The organism is Litchfieldella xinjiangensis (assembly GCF_000759345.1).
GTDB lineage: Bacteria > Pseudomonadota > Gammaproteobacteria > Pseudomonadales > Halomonadaceae > Litchfieldella_A > Litchfieldella_A xinjiangensis.
The window spans coordinates 512685-531196 of the sequence record NZ_JPZL01000001.1 but is presented as its reverse complement, the minus strand read 5'-3'; the positions used below and the strand labels follow the sequence as shown (position 1 = coordinate 531196).

General features: G+C 61.4%; 17 protein-coding genes. 13 read left to right on the top strand and 4 right to left on the bottom strand.

Annotated features, from left to right (window positions below; translation table 11 throughout):
* Position 1: 1 nt before the first annotated feature.
* Genes JH15_RS02540 through JH15_RS02530 form a run of 3 tightly spaced genes read left to right on the top strand, consistent with a single transcriptional unit; the run spans position 2 to position 3605 of the window.
* Positions 2–829 carry a TatD family hydrolase gene (locus JH15_RS02540; RefSeq protein ID WP_043526697.1) on the top strand — a complete coding sequence of 276 codons (828 nt, stop codon included), beginning with the start codon at positions 2–4 and terminating at the stop codon, positions 827–829.
* 35 nt (positions 830–864) lie between these two features.
* Positions 865–1413, top strand: a complete 549-nt coding sequence (locus tag JH15_RS02535; RefSeq protein WP_043526694.1) for a DUF1285 domain-containing protein — start codon at positions 865–867, stop codon at positions 1411–1413.
* Entirely contained in the window at positions 1410–3605 is a 2196-nt protein-coding gene (locus JH15_RS02530; RefSeq protein ID WP_043526691.1) for an ATP-dependent helicase, read from the top strand. Before JH15_RS02535 ends, JH15_RS02530 begins: the two co-directional genes overlap by 4 nt.
* A gap of 55 nt (positions 3606–3660) precedes the next feature.
* Here JH15_RS02530 and JH15_RS02525 read toward each other — a convergent pair whose 3' ends face one another.
* On the bottom strand, positions 3661–5325 hold the full coding sequence (locus JH15_RS02525; protein WP_043528679.1) for an electron transfer flavoprotein-ubiquinone oxidoreductase: 1665 nt from the start codon (positions 5323–5325) through the stop codon (positions 3661–3663).
* Between the two features lie 387 nt (positions 5326–5712).
* Here JH15_RS02525 and JH15_RS02520 point away from each other — a divergent pair, with 387 nt between their 5' ends.
* From JH15_RS02520 to JH15_RS02485, 8 genes are all read left to right on the top strand, one after another.
* Entirely contained in the window at positions 5713–6462 is a 750-nt protein-coding gene (locus JH15_RS02520) for an electron transfer flavoprotein subunit beta/FixA family protein (RefSeq protein WP_043526688.1), read from the top strand.
* Between the two features lie 14 nt (positions 6463–6476).
* Entirely contained in the window at positions 6477–7403 is a 927-nt protein-coding gene (locus tag JH15_RS02515) for an FAD-binding protein (protein ID WP_043526685.1), read from the top strand.
* 133 nt (positions 7404–7536) lie between these two features.
* Complete coding sequence (locus tag JH15_RS02510) at positions 7537–8319, top strand: DUF3450 domain-containing protein (RefSeq protein WP_231566358.1); 783 nt, start codon at positions 7537–7539, stop codon at positions 8317–8319.
* Positions 8316–9710 carry a MotA/TolQ/ExbB proton channel family protein gene (locus JH15_RS02505; RefSeq protein WP_043526683.1) on the top strand — a complete coding sequence of 465 codons (1395 nt, stop codon included), beginning with the start codon at positions 8316–8318 and terminating at the stop codon, positions 9708–9710. Before JH15_RS02510 ends, JH15_RS02505 begins: the two co-directional genes overlap by 4 nt.
* Positions 9691–10227 carry a MotA/TolQ/ExbB proton channel family protein gene (locus tag JH15_RS02500; protein ID WP_043526679.1) on the top strand — a complete coding sequence of 179 codons (537 nt, stop codon included), beginning with the start codon at positions 9691–9693 and terminating at the stop codon, positions 10225–10227. The genes JH15_RS02505 and JH15_RS02500 overlap by 20 nt, the downstream gene beginning before the upstream one ends.
* Positions 10220–10624: an ExbD/TolR family protein gene (locus tag JH15_RS02495; protein ID WP_043526677.1), complete on the top strand. Its 405-nt coding sequence runs from the start codon at positions 10220–10222 to the stop codon at positions 10622–10624. The genes JH15_RS02500 and JH15_RS02495 overlap by 8 nt, the downstream gene beginning before the upstream one ends.
* The gene (locus tag JH15_RS02490; protein ID WP_081948836.1) at positions 10624–11397 is read left to right on the top strand and encodes an energy transducer TonB; all 774 of its coding nucleotides are present in this window, start codon (positions 10624–10626) and stop codon (positions 11395–11397) included. The genes JH15_RS02495 and JH15_RS02490 overlap by 1 nt, the downstream gene beginning before the upstream one ends.
* Before the next feature lie 2 nt (positions 11398–11399).
* Positions 11400–12518: a tetratricopeptide repeat protein gene (locus JH15_RS02485; protein WP_231566357.1), complete on the top strand. Its 1119-nt coding sequence runs from the start codon at positions 11400–11402 to the stop codon at positions 12516–12518.
* A gap of 13 nt (positions 12519–12531) precedes the next feature.
* Here JH15_RS02485 and xthA read toward each other — a convergent pair whose 3' ends face one another.
* Both xthA and JH15_RS02475 read right to left on the bottom strand, forming a co-directional pair.
* Entirely contained in the window at positions 12532–13347 is an 816-nt protein-coding gene (gene xthA, locus JH15_RS02480) for an exodeoxyribonuclease III (protein WP_043526671.1), read from the bottom strand.
* Positions 13347–13592, bottom strand: coding sequence for a hypothetical protein (locus tag JH15_RS02475; RefSeq protein ID WP_043526669.1), 246 nt, complete (start codon positions 13590–13592; stop codon positions 13347–13349). Before JH15_RS02475 ends, xthA begins: the two co-directional genes overlap by 1 nt.
* Positions 13593–13784: 192 nt before the next feature.
* On the opposite strand from JH15_RS02475, the gene rhlB reads away from it, so the two are divergent.
* Both rhlB and dinG read left to right on the top strand, forming a co-directional pair.
* Positions 13785–15059: an ATP-dependent RNA helicase RhlB gene (gene rhlB, locus JH15_RS02470; protein WP_043526667.1), complete on the top strand. Its 1275-nt coding sequence runs from the start codon at positions 13785–13787 to the stop codon at positions 15057–15059.
* Positions 15060–15089: 30 nt separating this feature from the next.
* Complete coding sequence (gene dinG, locus JH15_RS02465; protein WP_043526665.1) at positions 15090–17246, top strand: ATP-dependent DNA helicase DinG; 2157 nt, start codon at positions 15090–15092, stop codon at positions 17244–17246.
* Between the two features lie 60 nt (positions 17247–17306).
* On the opposite strand, the gene JH15_RS02460 is transcribed toward dinG, so the two are convergent.
* Positions 17307–18386, bottom strand: a complete 1080-nt coding sequence (locus tag JH15_RS02460) for a 3-deoxy-7-phosphoheptulonate synthase (RefSeq protein WP_043526662.1) — start codon at positions 18384–18386, stop codon at positions 17307–17309.
* Between the last annotated feature and the right edge of the window lie 126 nt (positions 18387–18512).

Genomic DNA, 18512 nt, shown 5'->3' with positions numbered 1-18512 from the left:
CATGTTCGTTGACTCACACTGCCATCTCGACCGCCTCGACTTGAGTGCCTATGGGGGTGAGCTAGACGCTGCCCTCGATGCGGCACGTGCGCGAGACGTCCATCAGTTCCTGGCCATTGCCGTTTGCCTGGATGACGTTCCCGGCCTGGCACGCATCGCCAGACAGCATGACGATGTCGTGATTTCCGCTGGGCTGCATCCGTTGCATGTCGTCGAACAGGAGCCCTCGGTGGAGGCGATCGTCGAATGTGCCGAGCAGCACGAGGCCGTGGCGATTGGAGAGACTGGCCTCGATTATCACTATGACGGCGTCTCCCGCGAGGCCCAGTTCGAACGATTCAAGCGCCATCTGATCGCAGCTACCGAATTGGAACTGCCAGTGAGCGTGCACACGCGCGAGGCACGCGACGACACCCTGTCCCTGATCCGCGAGTATAGCGATCCGGCAATCGGGGGTGTATTGCACTGTTTTACCGAAGATCTGGACATGGCCCGGGAAGCGGTACGGTTGGGTTTCTTCATCTCCCTGTCGGGGATCGTGACCTTTCGCAACGCCAATAGCCTTCGCGAGCTCGCACGCCAGATTCCACTAGACCGGCTCCTGATCGAGACCGATAGCCCCTATCTCGCGCCGGTGCCTCACCGCGGCAAGCCCAATGAGCCGCAATGGGTGGTCGAAGTCGCTGACTGCATTGCCCGAGAACGGGGTATCAGCCTCGATGAGGTTGCCATGCAGACGACGGTTAATTTCTACCGGTTATTCCGTGCGGCGGCCCCTCAAGCCAGTGAAGAGATCAGAGCCTCATTGGCGCAGGCCGGTCTAATCTAAGCTCTACGTCGCAAGACCCGTCGAGGAGAGCGCGCATGTCCCTGGAACCCTTGCTCAGTCATATCGATCCGCAGGGCGCGATACCGCCTCTGGAGCGCTGGAATCCTCCCTTGTCCGGCGACATGGATCTAGTCATCGCAGCGGATGGACGCTGGATTCATGAGGGGGCGGCGATCTCCCGGCCACAGCTGGCGCGTCTTTTGTCGACGCTGCTTCGGCGTGAGGACGATGGAGAATACTATCTCGTCTCACCCCAGGAAAAGTGGCATGTTCGGGTCGAGGATCGACCGTTCTTGATCGTGCTTGCCGAATATGAGCACGATGTCTGGCATATGACCACCAATGTTGGCGATCGAGTCACGCTGGATGCGTCGCATGGCTTGCAGTTGAGCGATACACGTCGCGGCGAGCAGATACCTGAGGTCGCCATTCGCTTTGGCCTGACGGCCCGGCTCAATCGCAATGTCTTCTATCGCTTGTCGGATGTGGCTGAAACGCGCCGGATGGGTGCTCGGATCGAGATGGGCTTCATGAGTGCTGGCGCATGGCAGCTGCTCGGTTACCTGGATGACGACGGCTCGTGAAGCTGACCTCAGAGCAGCGTGCCGTCGTCCGGCACGCACAAGGCCATGCACGTGTCGCGGCCGTGGCGGGCGCGGGCAAGACTACCACCATGGTCGCGCGGGTTCTCTACCTGTTGCGCCAGGGTGTGCCGGCGCCCCGCATCCTGATTTTGATGTTCAATCGCGCCGCCCGTGAGGATTTTGCGGGCAAGCTGGCGCGGCTGGCGCCGTCCGGACAGGCGTTACCGGATGTGCGCACCTTCCATTCCATAGGACATCGTCTCACCCAGAGTCTTACTCGCTGGGGGGCCTTGCCGCCCCGCCAGTTGCTGACCCAGGACTGGCAACAGGAGCGCCTGCTTCGTCAGGCTACGCTGACTGCCCTGCAGGGGGACGATCCTGCTGTCGAAGCGGCCCTGGAGGCCGATCGCCTTGAAGCGCTTGGCCACTTCTGTGAATTGGTCAAGGCCGAGATGGCAACGCCCGCCGAGCTCTATGAACGACTCGACTTTGGTGACGACACGGGGTACTTCATCGAGGCCTATGACCTTTTCGAGGCCTACCTCGAGGAGCATGGCCTGATGACCTATGCTGATCTGCTCTATCGTCCCTTGCGCGTCCTAGAGCGTGATGCCGCGCTTCGGTCCCGGGTGCAAGGGTTTCTCGACCATGTCATTGTCGATGAATATCAGGACATCAATCACGCCCAGCAGCGCTTGCTGGCGTTGCTGGCTGGCGAGCGCGCCGATGTCATGGCGGTCGGGGACGCCAACCAGTGCATTTACGAATGGCGCGGTGCGCGGCCCGACACCATGCTCGAGGACTTCATCGCAACCTTCGGCGCCGCCACGGACTTTCCCTTATCGACCACCTTTCGACACGGTCATTCCCTGGCACTGGCGGCCAATCATGCCATTGCCGCCAATCGGCGTCGGCCCGAGCAGTTGTGCCTGGCAGCGCCGGGCAATCCGAACACCCGTGTCGATGTCGGACAGGGTGGGGCGTGCCTGGTCGAAGCCTTGCAGCAGTGGCAGGGCAAGGGGAGGGCCTTGGGCGAGGCATGTATCCTGGTTCGGAGTTGGGCCTTGTCGGTGTCGGTGCAATTGCAGCTGTTGCGGGCAGGGATCCCCTTCCGCCTGACACGAGACGACCGCTTCGTGTTTCGCCTCCCTTTGGTTCAGGCCCTTGCCGGCTATCTGCGCTTGGCCGTTTCGCCTTCTCTGCTCACGGATCCAGGGCATCTTCAGCTGTTGTTGTCCCAGCCCACTTCCTTCGTGGCCAGGGAACGATTGGAGCGCATTGCCCAACGCTTGGCCGCGCATCAGCAGTGGCCCGAACGACATGATCCGATACTCGAGGGGTTGAAACCGATTCAACGACGCAATCTCAAGCGTCGCTGGTCGCTCCTATGCGAATTGCCCCGCCTGGCCGCATGGCCTCCCGCCAGGTTGCTGGCCCATGTGGTCGAGCAGTTGGACGCCGAGAAGGTCTTGAAGCGGGCAGCGGCCAGGCGAGAAAAGGGGGCGGAAGATGTCCGCTTGCTGGATGTGCTCATCGAGCAGGCCGGCGAGTTCGGGCAGGATCCCGAGGAGTTCATTGCCTTGTTGGAGCGCCCGGTGGAAAACCATCATGATGGCGTGCTGATCAACACCGTACACGGGGCAAAGGGCCTGGAATGGCCCTGGGTGGCAGTATGGGGGACCAACGAGGAGGATTTCCCCCATTACAGCCGTGAAAACCCCCTGGATGCCGATCGGCTGGAGGAGGAGAGGCGGCTGTTTTATGTCGCGATCACTCGCGCCCGGGAACAGCTCTGGATCATGCACGATACCGGTGAACATCGCCCCAGCCGATTCATTGGCGAGACCGCCTGGACACACTGCCAGGCGATAAGCGATGCCCTTGAAACGACACCAGACGGAGCCATCGAGGTGCCCCTGCCTGGTCTGGTAGAGACCTATCTGGAGCGAGTGGGTGAACGGCTGACGATCAAGCCGTTGTCTCGAGAGTCCAGCATGGCTGCCGGCGGGCTAGCATCATGGTCGGGGCCGGGCTTCGATGTCGGTCAACGCGTGCGTCATGCCGTGTTCGGGGAGGGAGAAATCCAGATCGTCGAGGGCGATCCTGCCAATCCGGTCATCGAAGTGCGCTTCGACCATGCCGGGCGACGTCGTCTCATTGCCCAGCGGGCGCCCCTGGAAATCATGGGGTGAGAACGAAATGCGCCCCTGTAACAGGGGCGCTCGTTTCTTGTGCCGGGAAAGCCGATTACATATTCGGGTAGTTCGGCCCACCGCCACCTTCCGGGGCCACCCAGGTAATGTTCTGGGCCGGATCCTTGATGTCGCAGGTCTTGCAATGAATGCAGTTTTGGAAATTGATCTGGAACCGTGGCCGGCCCTCATCGTCCTCTACGACTTCATACACGCCGACAGGGCAGTAGCGCTGGGCAGGTTCGTCGAACTTCGGCAAGTTGTCGCGGATCGGCACCTCGGGGTCCTTGAGGCGCAGATGACATGGCTGATCTTCTTCATGATTGGTATTCGACAGAAAGACCGAGGAGGGCTTGTCGAAGGAGAGCTTGCCATCCGGCTTGGGGTAGTCGATTTTTGTGCTCTGTGCCGCAGGCCGCAACGTGGCGTGATCCGGTGTGTTGTCGTGTACGGTCGGCAGCTTGCCGCCAATCAGCTGGTCGAGGAAGTTATAGGCACCACCCCCTACCGTGCCGTATTTGTGGATCGCCGGACCGAAGCTGCGTGTCTCGTCGAGTTCCTGGTAGGCCCAGCTTTTCTCCCAACGACGCGTGTATTCGTCGAGCTCCTTGCCTCCCTCATCGTCCGCTGCAATGGCCTCGAATACCGTCTCGGCAGCCAGCAACCCGGATTTCATGGCGGTATGCAGGCCCTTGATCTTCGCAAAATTCAGCGTGCCGGCATCGCAACCGATCAGCAATCCACCGGGGAAGGTCATCTTCGGTAGGCAATTGAGGCCGCCCTTGGTAATGGCACGGGCCCCATAGGCAACCCGGGAACCACCTTCCAGGTACTGGCGCAGTTGGGGGTGATGCTTCATGCGCTGGAATTCATCGAAGGGCGACAGGTGAGGGTTGCTATAGGCCAGATCGATTATCAGGCCCACCACGACCTGCTGGTTCTCGGCATGATAGAGAAACCAGCCGCCAGGCGCCTGGTTACCCAGCGGCCAGCCCGAGCCATGCAGGACCAGACCCGGCTCGTGCTTATCCGCCGAGACATCCCAGAGCTCCTTGATGCCGATGCCGTAATGCTGGGAGTCGCGGCCTTGCGCCAGGTCGAAGCATTCTATCAGTCGCTTGCCCAGATGGCCTCGTGAGCCTTCGGCAAAAAGCGTATATTTGGCACGTAATTCCATGCCCGGCATGTGGCCATCCTTGGGTTGGCCATCCGCACCTACACCCATGTCTCCGGTAATGATACCGCGCACCACACCGTCATCGTCGACCAGCACTTCCTGCGCCGAAAAACCGGGAAAAATCTCGACACCCAGGGCCTCGGCCTGCTCGCCGAGCCAACGGCAAAGATTACCGGCACTGATGACGAAGCGTTCGTCGCCCCCGGTATTGTGCATGGTCTTTGGGACCAGGGCATTGGGAAGCTTCTGCGCTTTCTCGGCATCCTTGAGTAGGTAGACTTCGTCACGGATGGCCGGGGTATTCAGCGGTGCGCCACGCTCTTTCCAGTCAGGGAAAAGTTCGTTCAACGCCCGAGGCTCGAATACCGCACCTGACAGGATATGGGCACCGACTTCCGACCCTTTCTCGACAACACAGACGGTCAATTCACGGCCAGCTTCCTGCGCCTGCTGCATGAGACGACAGGCCGCTGAAAGACCCGAGGGGCCGGCACCGACGATGACCACGTCGAAGTCCATTGATTCACGTTCTACCTGATCCACGATTGTTATCTCCTCATCCTCGACACCCCGCACGTGGCTGCCGATGCCAGTGATGTAGCAATTGTGCGACATTCCAGTCAGGCTTGATACCCGCCTGGGCGCGTTTCGGGTCTCAAACGGTCGTTTGCTTCAGAAGTTAGCACATGGTATGCATAATAGGTGGCCTAGAATACCCTACCAAGGGCGATTTCAGGGGCGAACACGCCAAACCGAGCCCACAGCACTGCAATGGCCAATCGTGGATTGTTCCCATTTCGGTGCTGTGGCAGATTAACTGGCTGCTCTTATTCCGGCCTGGCCTTCAAGCGCTTGCGATCCGCCTTGATGACCGTTCGGCCTTGATGAACATAGCTTAGCGGTTTCGATACTGAACCTAGCGAGGACACCATGAAAGTACTCGTCGCGGTCAAACGCGTCATCGACTACAACGTCAAGATTCGCGTCAAGGCGGATCACTCCGACGTTGACCTCACCAACGTCAAGATGGCCATGAACCCCTTCTGCGAGATCGCCGTGGAAGAAGCGGTACGGCTCAAGGAAAAGGGCGTAGCCACCGAGGTGGTTGCCGTGACCGTCGGCCCCAAGGCCGCCCAGGAACAGCTGCGCACTGCGCTGGCGCTGGGTGCCGATCGTGCGATTCACGTCGAGACCGACGACAAGGTCGAGTCGCTGGCCGTGGCCAAGCTGCTCAAGGGCGTGGTCGACGAGGAGCAGCCGGGCCTGGTGATCCTTGGTAAGCAGGCCATCGATACCGACAACAACCAGACCGGGCAGATGCTGGCGGCCCTTTCCGGTATGCCCCAGGGCACCTTCGCCTCCGAGGTCAAGGTCGAGGGCGACTCGCTCCAGGTGACTCGCGAGATCGACGGCGGTCTGCAGACCGTATCGCTTTCCCTGCCTGCCATCGTGACCACCGACCTGCGCCTCAACGAGCCGCGCTACGCCAAGCTGCCCGACATCATGAAGGCCAAGAAGAAGCCCCTGGAGACCAAGACTCCGGCCGATTACGGCGTCGACACCGGCTCCAGGGTCACGCTGCTCAAGGTCGAATCCCCGGCTGAGCGCAAGGGCGGTATCAAGGTGGGCTCCGTCGATGAGCTCGTGGACAAGTTGAAGAACGAAGCCAAAGTGCTTTGAAAGGAGCGGATCGCATGAGCATTCTGGTAATCGCCGAACATCACGACGGCCAGCTGGCCGCCGGCATCGCCCATGTCGTCGCTGCGGCCAAGGCCATTGGCGGCGACATCCACGTGCTGGTCGCCGGGGAAAACGTCTCCACCGTGGCCGAGCAGGCCGCCAAGCTCGACAGCGTGGCCAAGGTGCGTGTCGCCGACAATGCCGTCTACGCCTACCCGCTCGCCGAGCCGTTGGCCGACCTGATCGTGAGCCTGGCCGACGACTACAGTCATATCCTTGCCGCCGCCTCGACCCACGGGAAGAACGTGCTGCCGCGCGTGGCCGCGCTCAAGGACGTGTCGCAGCTCTCCGAAGTGCTCGAGGTGGTCGACGCCGATACCTTCAAGCGCCCGATCTATGCCGGCAACGCCATCGCCACCGTGCAGAGTGCGGATAGCCTCAAGGTCATGACCGTGCGCACCACCGCCTTCGATGCGGTCAGCGAGGGCAATAGCGCCGAGGTCGAGAGCGTCGATAACGTGGTCGACAATACCCTGTCGCGCTTCGTCAATGAGGAGCTCGCCGCGAGCGACCGGCCTGAATTGGGGGGCGCCCGGGTGGTCATCTCGGGTGGTCGTGGCATGGGCAATGGCGACAACTTCAAGCTGCTCGAAGGCATTGCCGACAAGTTGGGTGCCGCCATCGGCGCATCACGCGCCGCGGTGGATGCCGGTTTCGTCCCCAACGACATGCAGGTCGGTCAGACCGGCAAGATCGTCGCACCGGAACTCTACATTGCCGTAGGCATCAGCGGGGCGATCCAGCACCTGGCGGGCATGAAGGACTCCAAGGTGATCGTGGCGATCAACAAGGACGAGGAAGCACCAATTTTCCAGGTCGCGGATTATGGATTGGTCGGTGACCTCTTCGAGGTGCTGCCGGAGCTTGAACAGAAGCTGTAACCGCTGTCGTGCCAGACGATGATGCCGGCCCTACGGGGCCGGTTTTTTTATGAGGCGGGGCAAGCTATTATTGATAATTATTATTGTTTGAGATAGCGTGCAGTTCCTATTCCCCTTGTGATTGGAGACCCCTGTGCAGGACAAGCGAAACAGGTTTCGCTGGGCCCTGTTGCTGTCGAGTTGTCTGGCCTTACCGGCCATGGCCAGCGAGCCTTTGCTGGAAGAGACGCAGCAGGCACAGCAACGTCAGGCGGAGCTTCAGGCGCGTATCGATGCGGCGGATGAAGAAACACGGAAGCGCCTGGAGACACTGCGCCAGGCACGACGAGAAGCCCGTCAACTTGAAGCCTACAATGCCGAACTCGAACCCTTGGTCGAACGTCAGGCCGAGACATTGGCCCGGCGCGAACGCGCTATCGAGACCCTGGAATATACGCGTGATGCGCTTCCACCCTTGATGCGTAGCCTGGTGTCTCGTCTCGAGCGTTTCGTCGATCAGGATCTGCCATTCCTGCATGCAGAGCGCCTCTCGCGGGTAGAGAGTCTCGAGGCCATGCTCAGCGACAGCCAGCTCTCCACGTCGGACAAGCTGGATCGCGTGCTTTCCGCCTGGCGTGCTGAGCTCGATTATGGCCAGGAGATGGATGCCTGGAGCGGTCGACTCGATACGGATACGCCTCTGGATGTAGATTTCCTGCGAATCGGCAGGGTGGGTTACTACTACCTGACACCGGATGGGCGTCGAGGGGGCGTCTGGAAATCGGGGGCCAGCGAATGGCAGTCGCTCGACGACGATGCCTTGAAGGAGCTTCGTAAAGGAATTCGAATCGCTCGCGATCAACGCGCTCCTGAGTTATTGGCGCTGCCGGTCTCTATCGAGGTGACGGAAGCGACGGGCGAGGAGAGCGCTTCATGAGACTTACTAGTTTCAAAATGGTGAGTGGGTTGCTGCTGGTCGCGACCGTGCTGATGGCAGGGGCGCCGGTACATGCTCAGGAGCAGGGTGAGCCGAGACAGGGGGTCTCACCCGAAACGCTTCGAATGGAGCGTGAAGCTGCCGAGTCACGCGATCTGCAACGTCTTGCCGAGTTGGCCGACGATGGCGAGGCGTTGGAGGGTGCGTTGGAAGCGGCCATCACCGAGAGGGATGCGGCCCGTGAGCGACGCCAGGCCCTCGAGGCGCGCCATCAGGCGTTACAGGACGACCTGCAGGCACTCGAGGAACGCCGGCAATCACAGGGAGAGGGCCTTGAGGGCGTGATGTCGGTCGTCACACGGCACAGCAGTGAGCTGCGTGATCAACTCGCTCAAAGCTGGCTCACGCTAGGAGGCGCGTCGTTACCTGATCGTGTTGACGAGCAGGAAGTACTCGAGCGCGAGCACATCGAACATTTGGCCGACCGTCTGATGGCCTTGAATGCCGAGAGTGCTCGCGGGGTGCGTGTGACCTATCCAGTGGCCGATCAAGGAGGTGTCGTCGAGCCCCGTGAGGTCATACGCCTGGGCGATGTCGTCGCCTTCACCGAGCGCAGCCTGCTACGGCTGGACGGCGAAGGATCTGAGCAGCGCCTGGCCATGGCAGAGCGGACGCCATCGTCCGTGGCACGTCAACTGGAAGCCTTTCATGCGGGGCAGGGCGATCGGGTCGCCTTCGATCCGACGCGCGGTCAAGTTCTGGATGCCTTGGCACAACAGCCCAGCCTTGCCGAACGCTTTCACCAGGGCGGTGCCGTAGGTTACGTCGTCGTTGCTCTGGGGCTTCTGGGGCTTCTCGTTGCGTTAGGACAGTACGCTTATCTGCTTCGGGTGTCTGCCGCCCTACGTCGTCAAGTAGGCAACCTGCAGCAGTTGCGGGACGACAATCCGCTGGGGCGCGTGCTGGGACGTTTCCGTGCCTTGGGCACCGGTCATGCCCCCGAGGCCCTGGAAGCGCGACTCGATGAGGCGCTGCTCGCGGAGCAGCCGCGCCTTGAGCGTGGCCAGCCCCTGGTCAAGCTGCTGGCTGCCATCGCGCCGCTGCTCGGCCTGTTGGGCACCGTCACGGGGATGATCGTCACGTTCCAATCGATCACCGTATTCGGCACCGGCGATCCACAACTGATGGCCGGGGGCATCAGCCAGGCGTTGGTGACGACCGTGCTCGGCTTGATCACTGCAGTCCCGCTGCTATTTGCGCATACCGCATTGGCAAGCCGCAGTCGCCACCTCATCGGGATTGTGGAAGGGCGCGCCAGTGCCGAGCTGGCCGAGCATCTCGAAGCTCAACGCAAGACGGAGCCACGTGTTCATGATACCGCTCTGGCTTGAGCCACTGGCCCGGTTGATCGATGCCGGGGGCGAAGTGTTGGTCGTCATCGCATTGGTCGCCATGTTGCTGTTTAGCCTGGGACTGGAGCGCTGGTGGTATTTCCGCTTTATCCATCGACCGGCCAGGCATGCACTGATTCAGCGTTGGGCGGCACGTCCCGATCGCACCAGTTGGAGTGCGTTGACGCTTCGCGAGGTCTGGACGCGTGAATTGATCGCCCGATTGCGCATGCCACTGCCCTGGCTGAGGTTGTTGGTGGGCCTGTGTCCACTGTTGGGGCTGCTTGGCACCGTGACCGGCATGATCAGCGTGTTCGACAGTCTGTCCTTGAGTGAGCTCAACCAGGCCCGGGCCATGGCAGATGGTGTAGCGCGCGCCACGTTACCCACACTGGCCGGCATGGCCGTCGCCGTGTCGGGCCTGTTATTCACCACGCGGCTCGAGCACATCATTCGTCGCGAGGATCAAAATCTGCACGACCGCATGGCTCGTGCCGTGGAGGAAGCGCATGCGTAGACGTCGCCTGAATGCCGAGGCCGGCGATAGCGAAGTCAACTTGACTCCGATGCTGGACGTCGTCTTCATCATGCTCATCTTCTTTATCGTGACCACCAGCTTCATCAAGGAAAGTGGTGTCGAGATCGAGCGACCCGAGTCGTCGTCGGCATCGCCGCGGCCCGACGCGCAGGTGATGGTCGCCATCACGCCTGAAAATGCTGTCTGGGTCGATGGGCACCCGGTAGATGTGCACCGGGTCGGTGGTGAAGTGGCCAGCTTGGTCTCGGATAGCGGCGGGGTGGTCATCCAGGCCGATCGGAATTCGACCACGGGCTTGCTGATCGAAGTCATGGACCGTATCCGCGAAGCTGGCGTGGACAATGTCGCGGTTGCCGCTCAACGGGGTTCTTCCTGATGCGAGGGGTATTTGCTGCGTGCGGTGGGGTCCTGCTGACATTGGTACTCTTCTTGCTGCTGGCACTGCTGGTCGCTCCGCCAGAGGCGGAGCGTGAAATCGAGATGACGACCCTATCGATGTCCATGGTCGAAGCGCCTGAGATCATCGAAGAGCAAGCTTCTCCGGCGGCGGCTGAGCCTCCTCCACCGCCGCCCACCCAACCGCCCCCGCCTCCTGCTCCTTCGCCAGCCCCTTCGTTCGAGGCGGATGTCGCGATACCCGAACCGGAACTGCCGGCGATGGATGCACCCGAGGTAGCGCTGGATACGGCACTACCGGAGTTGAGTGAGGTCGAGCCCGAACCCGTTCCGGAACCCGAACCGCAGCCTGAGCCTCAGCCCAGGGAAGAGCCGCTCGAGCCCTTGCCGATGCCAGATGCGCCGGCTCAGGCCGCCGAGGCTCAACCCACTGAGGAGAGCGCGGACACCGCAATCAGTGGGGCGCAGGAAACGCAGCAGGCCGATCAGACCGCCGCGAACGCGACGCGCCCGACACGCCGTGTGCCACCGCAATACCCGGCTCAGGCACAGCGCCGCGGGCTGGAAGGCTATGTCGAGATGCGTTTTACCATCAACGCCCAAGGTCAGGTCGAGCCAGATACCATAGAAGTGATCGAAGCACGGCCGAGAAATGTCTTCGAGCGCGCGGCACGCCAGGCGATCTCCCGCTGGGAGTTTCCCGAGGGCGAGCCCCGCCAGGCCCGACAGCGGCTGGAATTCCAATTGAGGTAGGCATGCGCATAAAGCCCCAGGTCATGCGACATTCACTGCGCGGGATAGTGGGACTGAGCCTGTTGTTGCTCTGGTCCGTTTCAGGGTGGACGGCACCGCCGCCGCTGACTGCCGATCGGATTCGCGATCTGCGAGCGCTCGAGGAGCGCCTGGAGGCGGGGGAGCGTGCGCAGGTGGCGGCAACCGCTCAGCAGCAGGCCCAGCGACTGGAAGGGGGGAATGCTGCTGACCGGTGGGCACGGGCCCTGTACCTTCAACTGGCCTCGGTGGCCCTGGCGAGAAAAGGGCAACTGGAAGAAGCCGCGGAGCGTCTGAGCGAGGCGCGTGCGATCGATGAGGCCGATGAGGCGCAGCAGGTGCGATGGCTGAATCAGGAAGCGCGCCTGAGACTGCGTGCGGGGCAGCTGCAAAACGGTAGCGAACTGTTGGCTCGATGGTTACAGGACAACCCCTCCGAGGCAGAGGCGCTGTGGCTGATGGCTCAAGCCAGGGCTTCGCTCGAGGAGTGGCAAGACGCTGCGACCTGGCTTGATCGCGCCTTGGAGCGCACGTCATCTCCCTCTGAATCCCAGCTCTCTTTGGCCGCCACTATCTATCAACGGACCGAGCGGGACGGGAAAGCCTTGCAAATGCTCGACGCGTTGCTGGACGAAGCCCCGGATGATCCCGCACAGTGGCGTCGGGCTGCGGGCCTGGCACAGCGCATGGGCGCAGATGGCCAGGCTGCGGCCTTATGGGAAGCCGGTTGGCGGCAGGGCGTCCTCAAGGGGGCGGACGATCTGATGAAGCGGGTGCAGTTGCATCTCGCCAGCGGTACGCCCGCTCGGGCGGCTGAAATATTGTCTGCGGCACTTGAAGAAGGTGAACTCGAGGACACGCTGGAGCGCCGGCGACTGCTGGCTCAGGCTTGGACGGCGGCGCGTGATCGGGATCACGCCCTGGCGGCCTGGCAGTACGTGGCCAGGCATAGCGATCAGGGCGAGGATTGGCTGCAACTGGGCCAGTTGGCCCATCGCTGGGGCCGGGATGAAATCGCTCGCGAGGCACTGCTCGAGGCTCAATCGCAGGGGATCGAGGCCGCAAAGGCCTGGCTAGGCACGCTCGATACGGATACCCAGTGAGCCGATATCCGGCTCATGCCTTGAGTTCGACCCAGACCGGGGCATGGTCGGACGGACGCTCCATGCTACGGATACCGTAATCGATATCTGCGGCCGCCACGCGCTCGCCAAGCGAAGGGGTCACGAGGATATAGTCGATACGCAATCCCCGGCGCGGGTCTCGCTCGAAGCCACGTGAGCGGTAGTCGAACCAGCTGAAGCGATCATCGACATGAGGGTGGCAGCGCCGGTAGCTATCCTCGAGCCCCCAGGCCTTTAGACGACCCAACCATTCACGTTCGATAGGTTGGAAGCTGGTTTTTCCCTCCCGCAGCCAGCGTTTGCGGCTGGCCTCGCCGATACCGATATCGATATCTTCGGGCGAGATATTGAAGTCGCCCATGATGGCGACAGCTTCCTCGGGACGATGGCGTTTCTCCAGCATTGCGGAGACGCTCGCATAGAACGCCCGTTTATTGGGAAACTTGGTCGGGTGCTCGATATTTTCGCCTTGAGGAAAATAACCGTTCCACACGGTCAGAACCGATCCATTCGGTGATTTCAGCCGAGCGCCAATCATGCGCCGCTGGGCTTCCTCGCCATCGTCGGGCAAGCCGTAGTACACCTCTTCAGGGGTATCGCGACATAGTAACGCTACCCCGTAATGGCCCTTCTGGCCGTGATAGTAGACGTGGTAGCCAAGTTCGCGAATCGCCGCTTCCGGGAATTCGCTATCCTGAACCTTGGTTTCCTGCAGGCCGATCACTGCGGGGTGGTGGGCTTCGATCAGCGCTTCAAGCTGATGAAGCCGGGCACGTACACCATTGATATTGAACGAGACCAGTCGCATCATTCATCCTTGCCATGTTGCTCGGTAGTGCGGGAGGGATGAAGCTCCAAGGTCTTCGCCTCCTCCTGTCGCGCCATCTTGCGGGCTGCCTGAAGTTTGCGCTGTTGCGCCTTTTTCTGAGTATATCGCCGTGACGAGGTGATCTCATCGGGATGCTCGTGGCGCCACTTCTTGTAGTCCTTGCGCTTGCCGGTGCGTATCGTCACCTTGTCGGCCAGCGAACGGGTCTTCTTCCTGCGCGTCATGGTGCCGGACTCCTGGGGCAATTTGGGGGTATTCTAACAGGGCTGCACAAGGGCACGAAGCGCCATGCGCATCGACGCCACACCCGGGCGCGCCCTCGGCGACAATGACTGGTACAATAGCCGGCTCGAAAACGCCCGGGCGGTTACCGCCAACGCAGTACATCCACTGAAATCGGGAACCAAGCACAGCCTATGAGCGAGTCGGAAAAGACCCCAGCACCGGCCCAGAATCGCAAGCCCAAGCGGCGGCGCCGCAAGCCGCGCAAGTCCCAATCCAATTGGGACCTGCGTCAATTCCAGGTCCCGCCGGTTGCGGGCAAGTGGCGCTTCCATGACTTTGATTTGCCGCTGCCACTAATGCGAGCGATTCATTCCCAGGGGTTCGAATACTGCACACCCATTCAGGCCGAGGCGCTTCGCGAGACCCTGTTGGGTGGCGATGTGGTGGGCAAGGCCCAGACAGGCACCGGCAAGACCGCGGCCTTTCTGATCTCCATCCTGGCCTACTTTCTCGAAGAGCCTGCGCCGGATGGCCAGAAGCCCGGCGCCCCACGTGCGCTGATCATCGCGCCGACCCGTGAGCTGGCGCTGCAGATCGAGAAGGACGCCAAGGCATTGGCACGCTTCACGTCGTTGAATGTCGCCAGTGTCGTGGGTGGCATGGATTATCAGAAGCAGCGCGATAGCCTGGGCAAGTCCCTGGATATTCTCGTCGCCACACCGGGACGACTGCTGGACTTCCATGAGAAGCGGGACGTCGATCTCACCCAGGTCGAGATATTGGTGCTCGACGAGGCAGACAGAATGTTGTCGATGGGCTTCATTCCGGACGTGAAGCGCATCATTCGCCACACGCCAAAGACGGAAGAGCGCCAGACATTCCTGTTCTCTGCCACCTTCACCGAAGACATCCTCAATCTGGCCAGTCAGTGGACTCGCGAGCCCAGTCACGTCGAGATCGAGGTGACGGTTGAGAATGCCGCCAATATCGACCAGCGTGTCTACCTGGTCGGCGATGATGACAAGCAGCGTCTACTGGTCAACCTGCTCCAGCAGGAGAGTTTCGATCGGGTCATGGTCTTCGGTAACCGCCGCGACCTGGTGCGCAAGCTCGAAGAGGTTTTGAAGAAGGCCGGCATCAACGTGGCCATGCTGTCGGGGGACGTCCCCCAGGCACAGCGTATCAAGACCCTGGAACGTTTCCGCGAAGGCGAGATCCAGGTGTTGGTGGCGACCGATGTCGCAGGGCGTGGCATTCATATCGACGATGTCAGTCATGTCATCAACTACACGTTGCCCGAAGACCCCGAGGACTACGTCCATCGCATCGGGCGGACCGGCCGTGCCGGCGCCAAAGGCGTGTCGATCAGCTTCGTCGGTGAGGAGGATGCGTTCTCGCTCCCCGAAATCGAGCGCTACATCAACGATAAGCTGCCCTGCGAACATCCCCCGGAAGGCATGCTGTAAGGCGGTTTTGACCGCAAGGAAACAGGCTCGATGCTCGATGAGGCACTCAAGGGCGAGATTCAGGGGGCGTATCGCCGGGTGCTTGAACGGCTCGACTTGACGCCGCGCTACGGCCAGCGCCTGATGATCGCCGAGATCGCCCGAACCCTGGCCGGAATCCAGACCGATGACGCCGGCCGGCGCACCTCGGATGAGCATGTCTGCGTACTCGAGGCGGGCACCGGCACGGGCAAGACGCTGGCCTATCTCCTGGCGGCGCTGCCCGTCGCCAAGGCGCATGGCAAGCGATTGATCATCTCTACCGCGACGGTGGCCCTGCAGGAGCAGGTGTTGCTGCACGACCTGCCGGCACTGGTCGAACACAGCGGCCTGGATTTCGACTATGCGCTGGCCAAGGGGCGCGGTCGCTATCTGTGTGTCGCCAAGCTCGACCAGGCGCTTGACGGCGTCGAGGACAATCCTACGCTGTCGCTATTCGAGCAGGCCCTCGAATCCCGTGACGGCGATGACTTCCATGGCCTGGTAAAGGAACTTGCCGAGGCCTACGGTAGTGGGCGCTGGGAAGGCGATCGCGATAGCTGGCCCCAGGCCATCGGCGATCCTCAATGGCGCCGTCTCACTACCGATCATCGGCAATGTACCAACCGGCGGTGCGGTCATTTCAATGCGTGTGCCTTCTTTCGGGCCCGACGCCATCTCGATAGTGCCGATATCATCGTCGCCAACCACGATCTGGTCCTGGCCGACCTGGCGCTGGGCGGCGGGATGGTGCTGCCCAAGCCGGCCGAATGCATCTATGTCTTCGATGAAGGGCATCATCTGCCGGACAAGGCGATCGAGCATTTCACTCATCGTTTTGCAGTCAACGGGGCACTACGCTGGCTGCGTACCCTCAAGAAATCCCTGACCGAACTCAACACGGCATTGGGCGTTCAGCCTACCGTGGCGCGCCTGCTGGCCACGCTTCCCGAGGCCATCGCTGCGCTCGAGCCGCGGCTGGGTGAAGCGTTCTCGCTGGGTCACCAATTGGGCGAACTGCCCAATGGCCTGCCCGGGGATGGCAGTGAGGAGAGCCGCCACTTTCGCTTCGATATGGGTTGCGTGCCGCTAGCCCTGCGTGAGCACGCCGGTGCCCTCACGGTCAGCTTTGCCGAGCTCTCGCGTACCCTCGAGACGTTAGCCGATATCCTGCGCGAGAGCCTGGACCCAGAGAAGCACACTGGCTTGCCGCGCGAACAGGCCGAGCCTTGGCTTCCCCTGGTGGCGTTATTGCATGGCCGGGCCCTCGAGGCACACGCGCTATGGCTCGCCATGAGCGAGGAGGATGACCCCAAGGAGCCGCCCCGGGCACGATGGCTCACGTTCGAGCGTTTCCAGGGCGAGCCTGAGCTAACCTTCTCGGCGAGTCCGGTGTCTGCGGCCTCCACCCTGGCACGCTACTTGTGGGGTACCTGCCACGGTGCCGTGGTCACCTCAGCCACCTTGACGGCGCTGGGCCGCTTCGAGCGGCTACAGGAGCGTGCAGGACTGGCCAACCGTTATCGTTACCAGCGTCTGCCCAGTCCTTTCGACTATTCTCGGGCGGTGCTCAGTGTGCCGCGCGAGGCCGTCGACCCGGGGGACCGGGATGCGCATGAGCGGGCCATTGTCATGTTCCTTGAGGGGCTATCTTCCTCTGAGGCCGTACTGATGCTCTTTTCGTCACGCGCCCAACTGCGGGCCGTGGAGAAGGCGCTCCCCAAGGGGCTGCGAGAACGGGTGCTGGCCCAGGACCGGCTACCCAAGCGAGAGCTGATCGAGCGGCATCGAGCGCGCGTCGATGCTAAAGAGGGCAGCATCATCTTCGGATTGGCGAGCTTTGCCGAAGGCATCGATTTGCCGGGTGATTACCTGACCCATGTCGTGATTACGCGCCTGCCTTTCGCGGTGCCCGACGACCCGGTCGGCGCCACTCTGGCAGAGTGGATAGAGAGCCGCGGGGGGAATGCCTTCATGCGAATCGCCGTTCCGGACGCCTCGATCAAGTTGGTGCAAGCCTGCGGTCGGTTGATTCGCAAGGAGGCCGACCACGGACGTATCACGCTGCTGGATCGTCGAGTACTGACTCGACGTTACGGCAAGGCGCTGCTGGATTCGCTACCACCGTTCACCCGTGAGATAGACGGTCAGCGCGTCACGGTGGATTGAAACGCAGGCAATCCAAAACGAAAGCGCCCGCCGATGGCGGGCGCGAATCAGGGGCGGTCATCACTGGATCGGCTTGCGTTCACGAAGCACTGGGGCCAATTTTTCATTCATCTGGTGGAAGGTGCGTTCAGTCGTATCCCAGTCGATGCAGGCGTCGGTAATCGATACCCCATAGGCAAGATCCGCCAGATCGTCGGGAATCGGTTGGTTCCCCCAGCCCAGATGGGATTCCACCATCAAGCCGATGATCGAGCGATTGCCATCGAGTATCTGGTTGGTGACGTTTTCCAGAACCAGGGGCTGTAGCGCAGGGTCCTTGTTTGAATTGGCGTGCGAGCAGTCGACCATGATATTGGGTTGGATGCCGGCTTTGCTCAATTCCTGTTCAGCGAGTGTCACACTCACGCTGTCGTAATTAGGCTTCCCGTTCCCGCCACGCAGCACTACGTGACCGTAAGCGTTGCCTCGGGTCCGTATGATGGCGACCTGACCTGCCTGATCGATACCCAGGAAGTTGTGGGGATGCGATACCGATTTCAATGCATTTACGGCCACATCCAGGGAGCCGTCCGTTCCGTTCTTGAAACCTACCGGACTGGAGAGGCCCGATGCCATTTCGCGGTGAGTCTGCGATTCGGTCGTACGGGCGCCGATGGCGGACCAGCTGATGCAATCCTGTAGATACTGCGGGGAAATTGGATCGAGCGCCTCGGTCGCCAATGGAAGACCCATCTCGGATAGCTCCACCAGCAGGCCTCGCGCGATATGCAGCCCTTCTTCAATTTCGAATGAGTCGTTGATGTGCGGGTCGTTGATCAGACCCTTCCAGCCTACGGTCGTACGCGGCTTCTCGAAATAGACGCGCATGACGATATACAGGCTATCCTTCACCTCTTCGGCCAGGCGCTTGAGGTGTCGGGCATAGTCCAGTGCAGCATCGACATCGTGGATAGAACAAGGTCCGACGACCACGACCAGGCGCGGATCAACACCATCCAAAATACGCTGAATGGTCTCACGACCTTCGATGACCGTACGTTCGGCCGCCTCGGTCAAGGGCACTGCTTGCTTGAGTGCCTCGGGGGTGATCAGTACATCCTGGGCCAGGACGTTGAGATTGTTGACCTGCTGTTGTGACATGCCGCTACCTGTAAAAGTGTACGCGCGTGGACGATGGGGTTGCCTACTATCGCCTGTGAGTGCAAAAAAAATCAACGCCCACCAGGAACCGTCTCGTCTCGGTCGGGTCAGAGCGCATCGTTGCCA

Excerpts from the sequence above, each read along its gene's own strand:
- JH15_RS02540 (WP_043526697.1), top strand. The coding sequence starts at position 2 with ATGTTCGTTGACTCACACTGCCATCTCGACCGCCTCGACTTGAGTGCC.
- JH15_RS02535 (WP_043526694.1), top strand. The coding sequence starts at position 865 with ATGTCCCTGGAACCCTTGCTCAGTCATATCGATCCGCAGGGCGCGATA.
- JH15_RS02520 (WP_043526688.1), top strand. The coding sequence starts at position 5,713 with ATGAAAGTACTCGTCGCGGTCAAACGCGTCATCGACTACAACGTCAAG.
- JH15_RS02515 (WP_043526685.1), top strand. The coding sequence starts at position 6,477 with ATGAGCATTCTGGTAATCGCCGAACATCACGACGGCCAGCTGGCCGCC.
- JH15_RS02505 (WP_043526683.1), top strand. The coding sequence starts at position 8,316 with ATGAGACTTACTAGTTTCAAAATGGTGAGTGGGTTGCTGCTGGTCGCG.
- JH15_RS02500 (WP_043526679.1), top strand. The coding sequence starts at position 9,691 with ATGATACCGCTCTGGCTTGAGCCACTGGCCCGGTTGATCGATGCCGGG.
- JH15_RS02495 (WP_043526677.1), top strand. The coding sequence starts at position 10,220 with ATGCGTAGACGTCGCCTGAATGCCGAGGCCGGCGATAGCGAAGTCAAC.
- JH15_RS02490 (WP_081948836.1), top strand. The coding sequence starts at position 10,624 with ATGCGAGGGGTATTTGCTGCGTGCGGTGGGGTCCTGCTGACATTGGTA.
- JH15_RS02485 (WP_231566357.1), top strand. The coding sequence starts at position 11,400 with ATGCGCATAAAGCCCCAGGTCATGCGACATTCACTGCGCGGGATAGTG.
- xthA (WP_043526671.1), bottom strand. The coding sequence starts at position 13,347 with ATGCGACTGGTCTCGTTCAATATCAATGGTGTACGTGCCCGGCTTCAT.
- JH15_RS02475 (WP_043526669.1), bottom strand. The coding sequence starts at position 13,592 with ATGACGCGCAGGAAGAAGACCCGTTCGCTGGCCGACAAGGTGACGATA.
- rhlB (WP_043526667.1), top strand. The coding sequence starts at position 13,785 with ATGAGCGAGTCGGAAAAGACCCCAGCACCGGCCCAGAATCGCAAGCCC.
- dinG (WP_043526665.1), top strand. The coding sequence starts at position 15,090 with ATGCTCGATGAGGCACTCAAGGGCGAGATTCAGGGGGCGTATCGCCGG.
- JH15_RS02460 (WP_043526662.1), bottom strand. The coding sequence starts at position 18,386 with ATGTCACAACAGCAGGTCAACAATCTCAACGTCCTGGCCCAGGATGTA.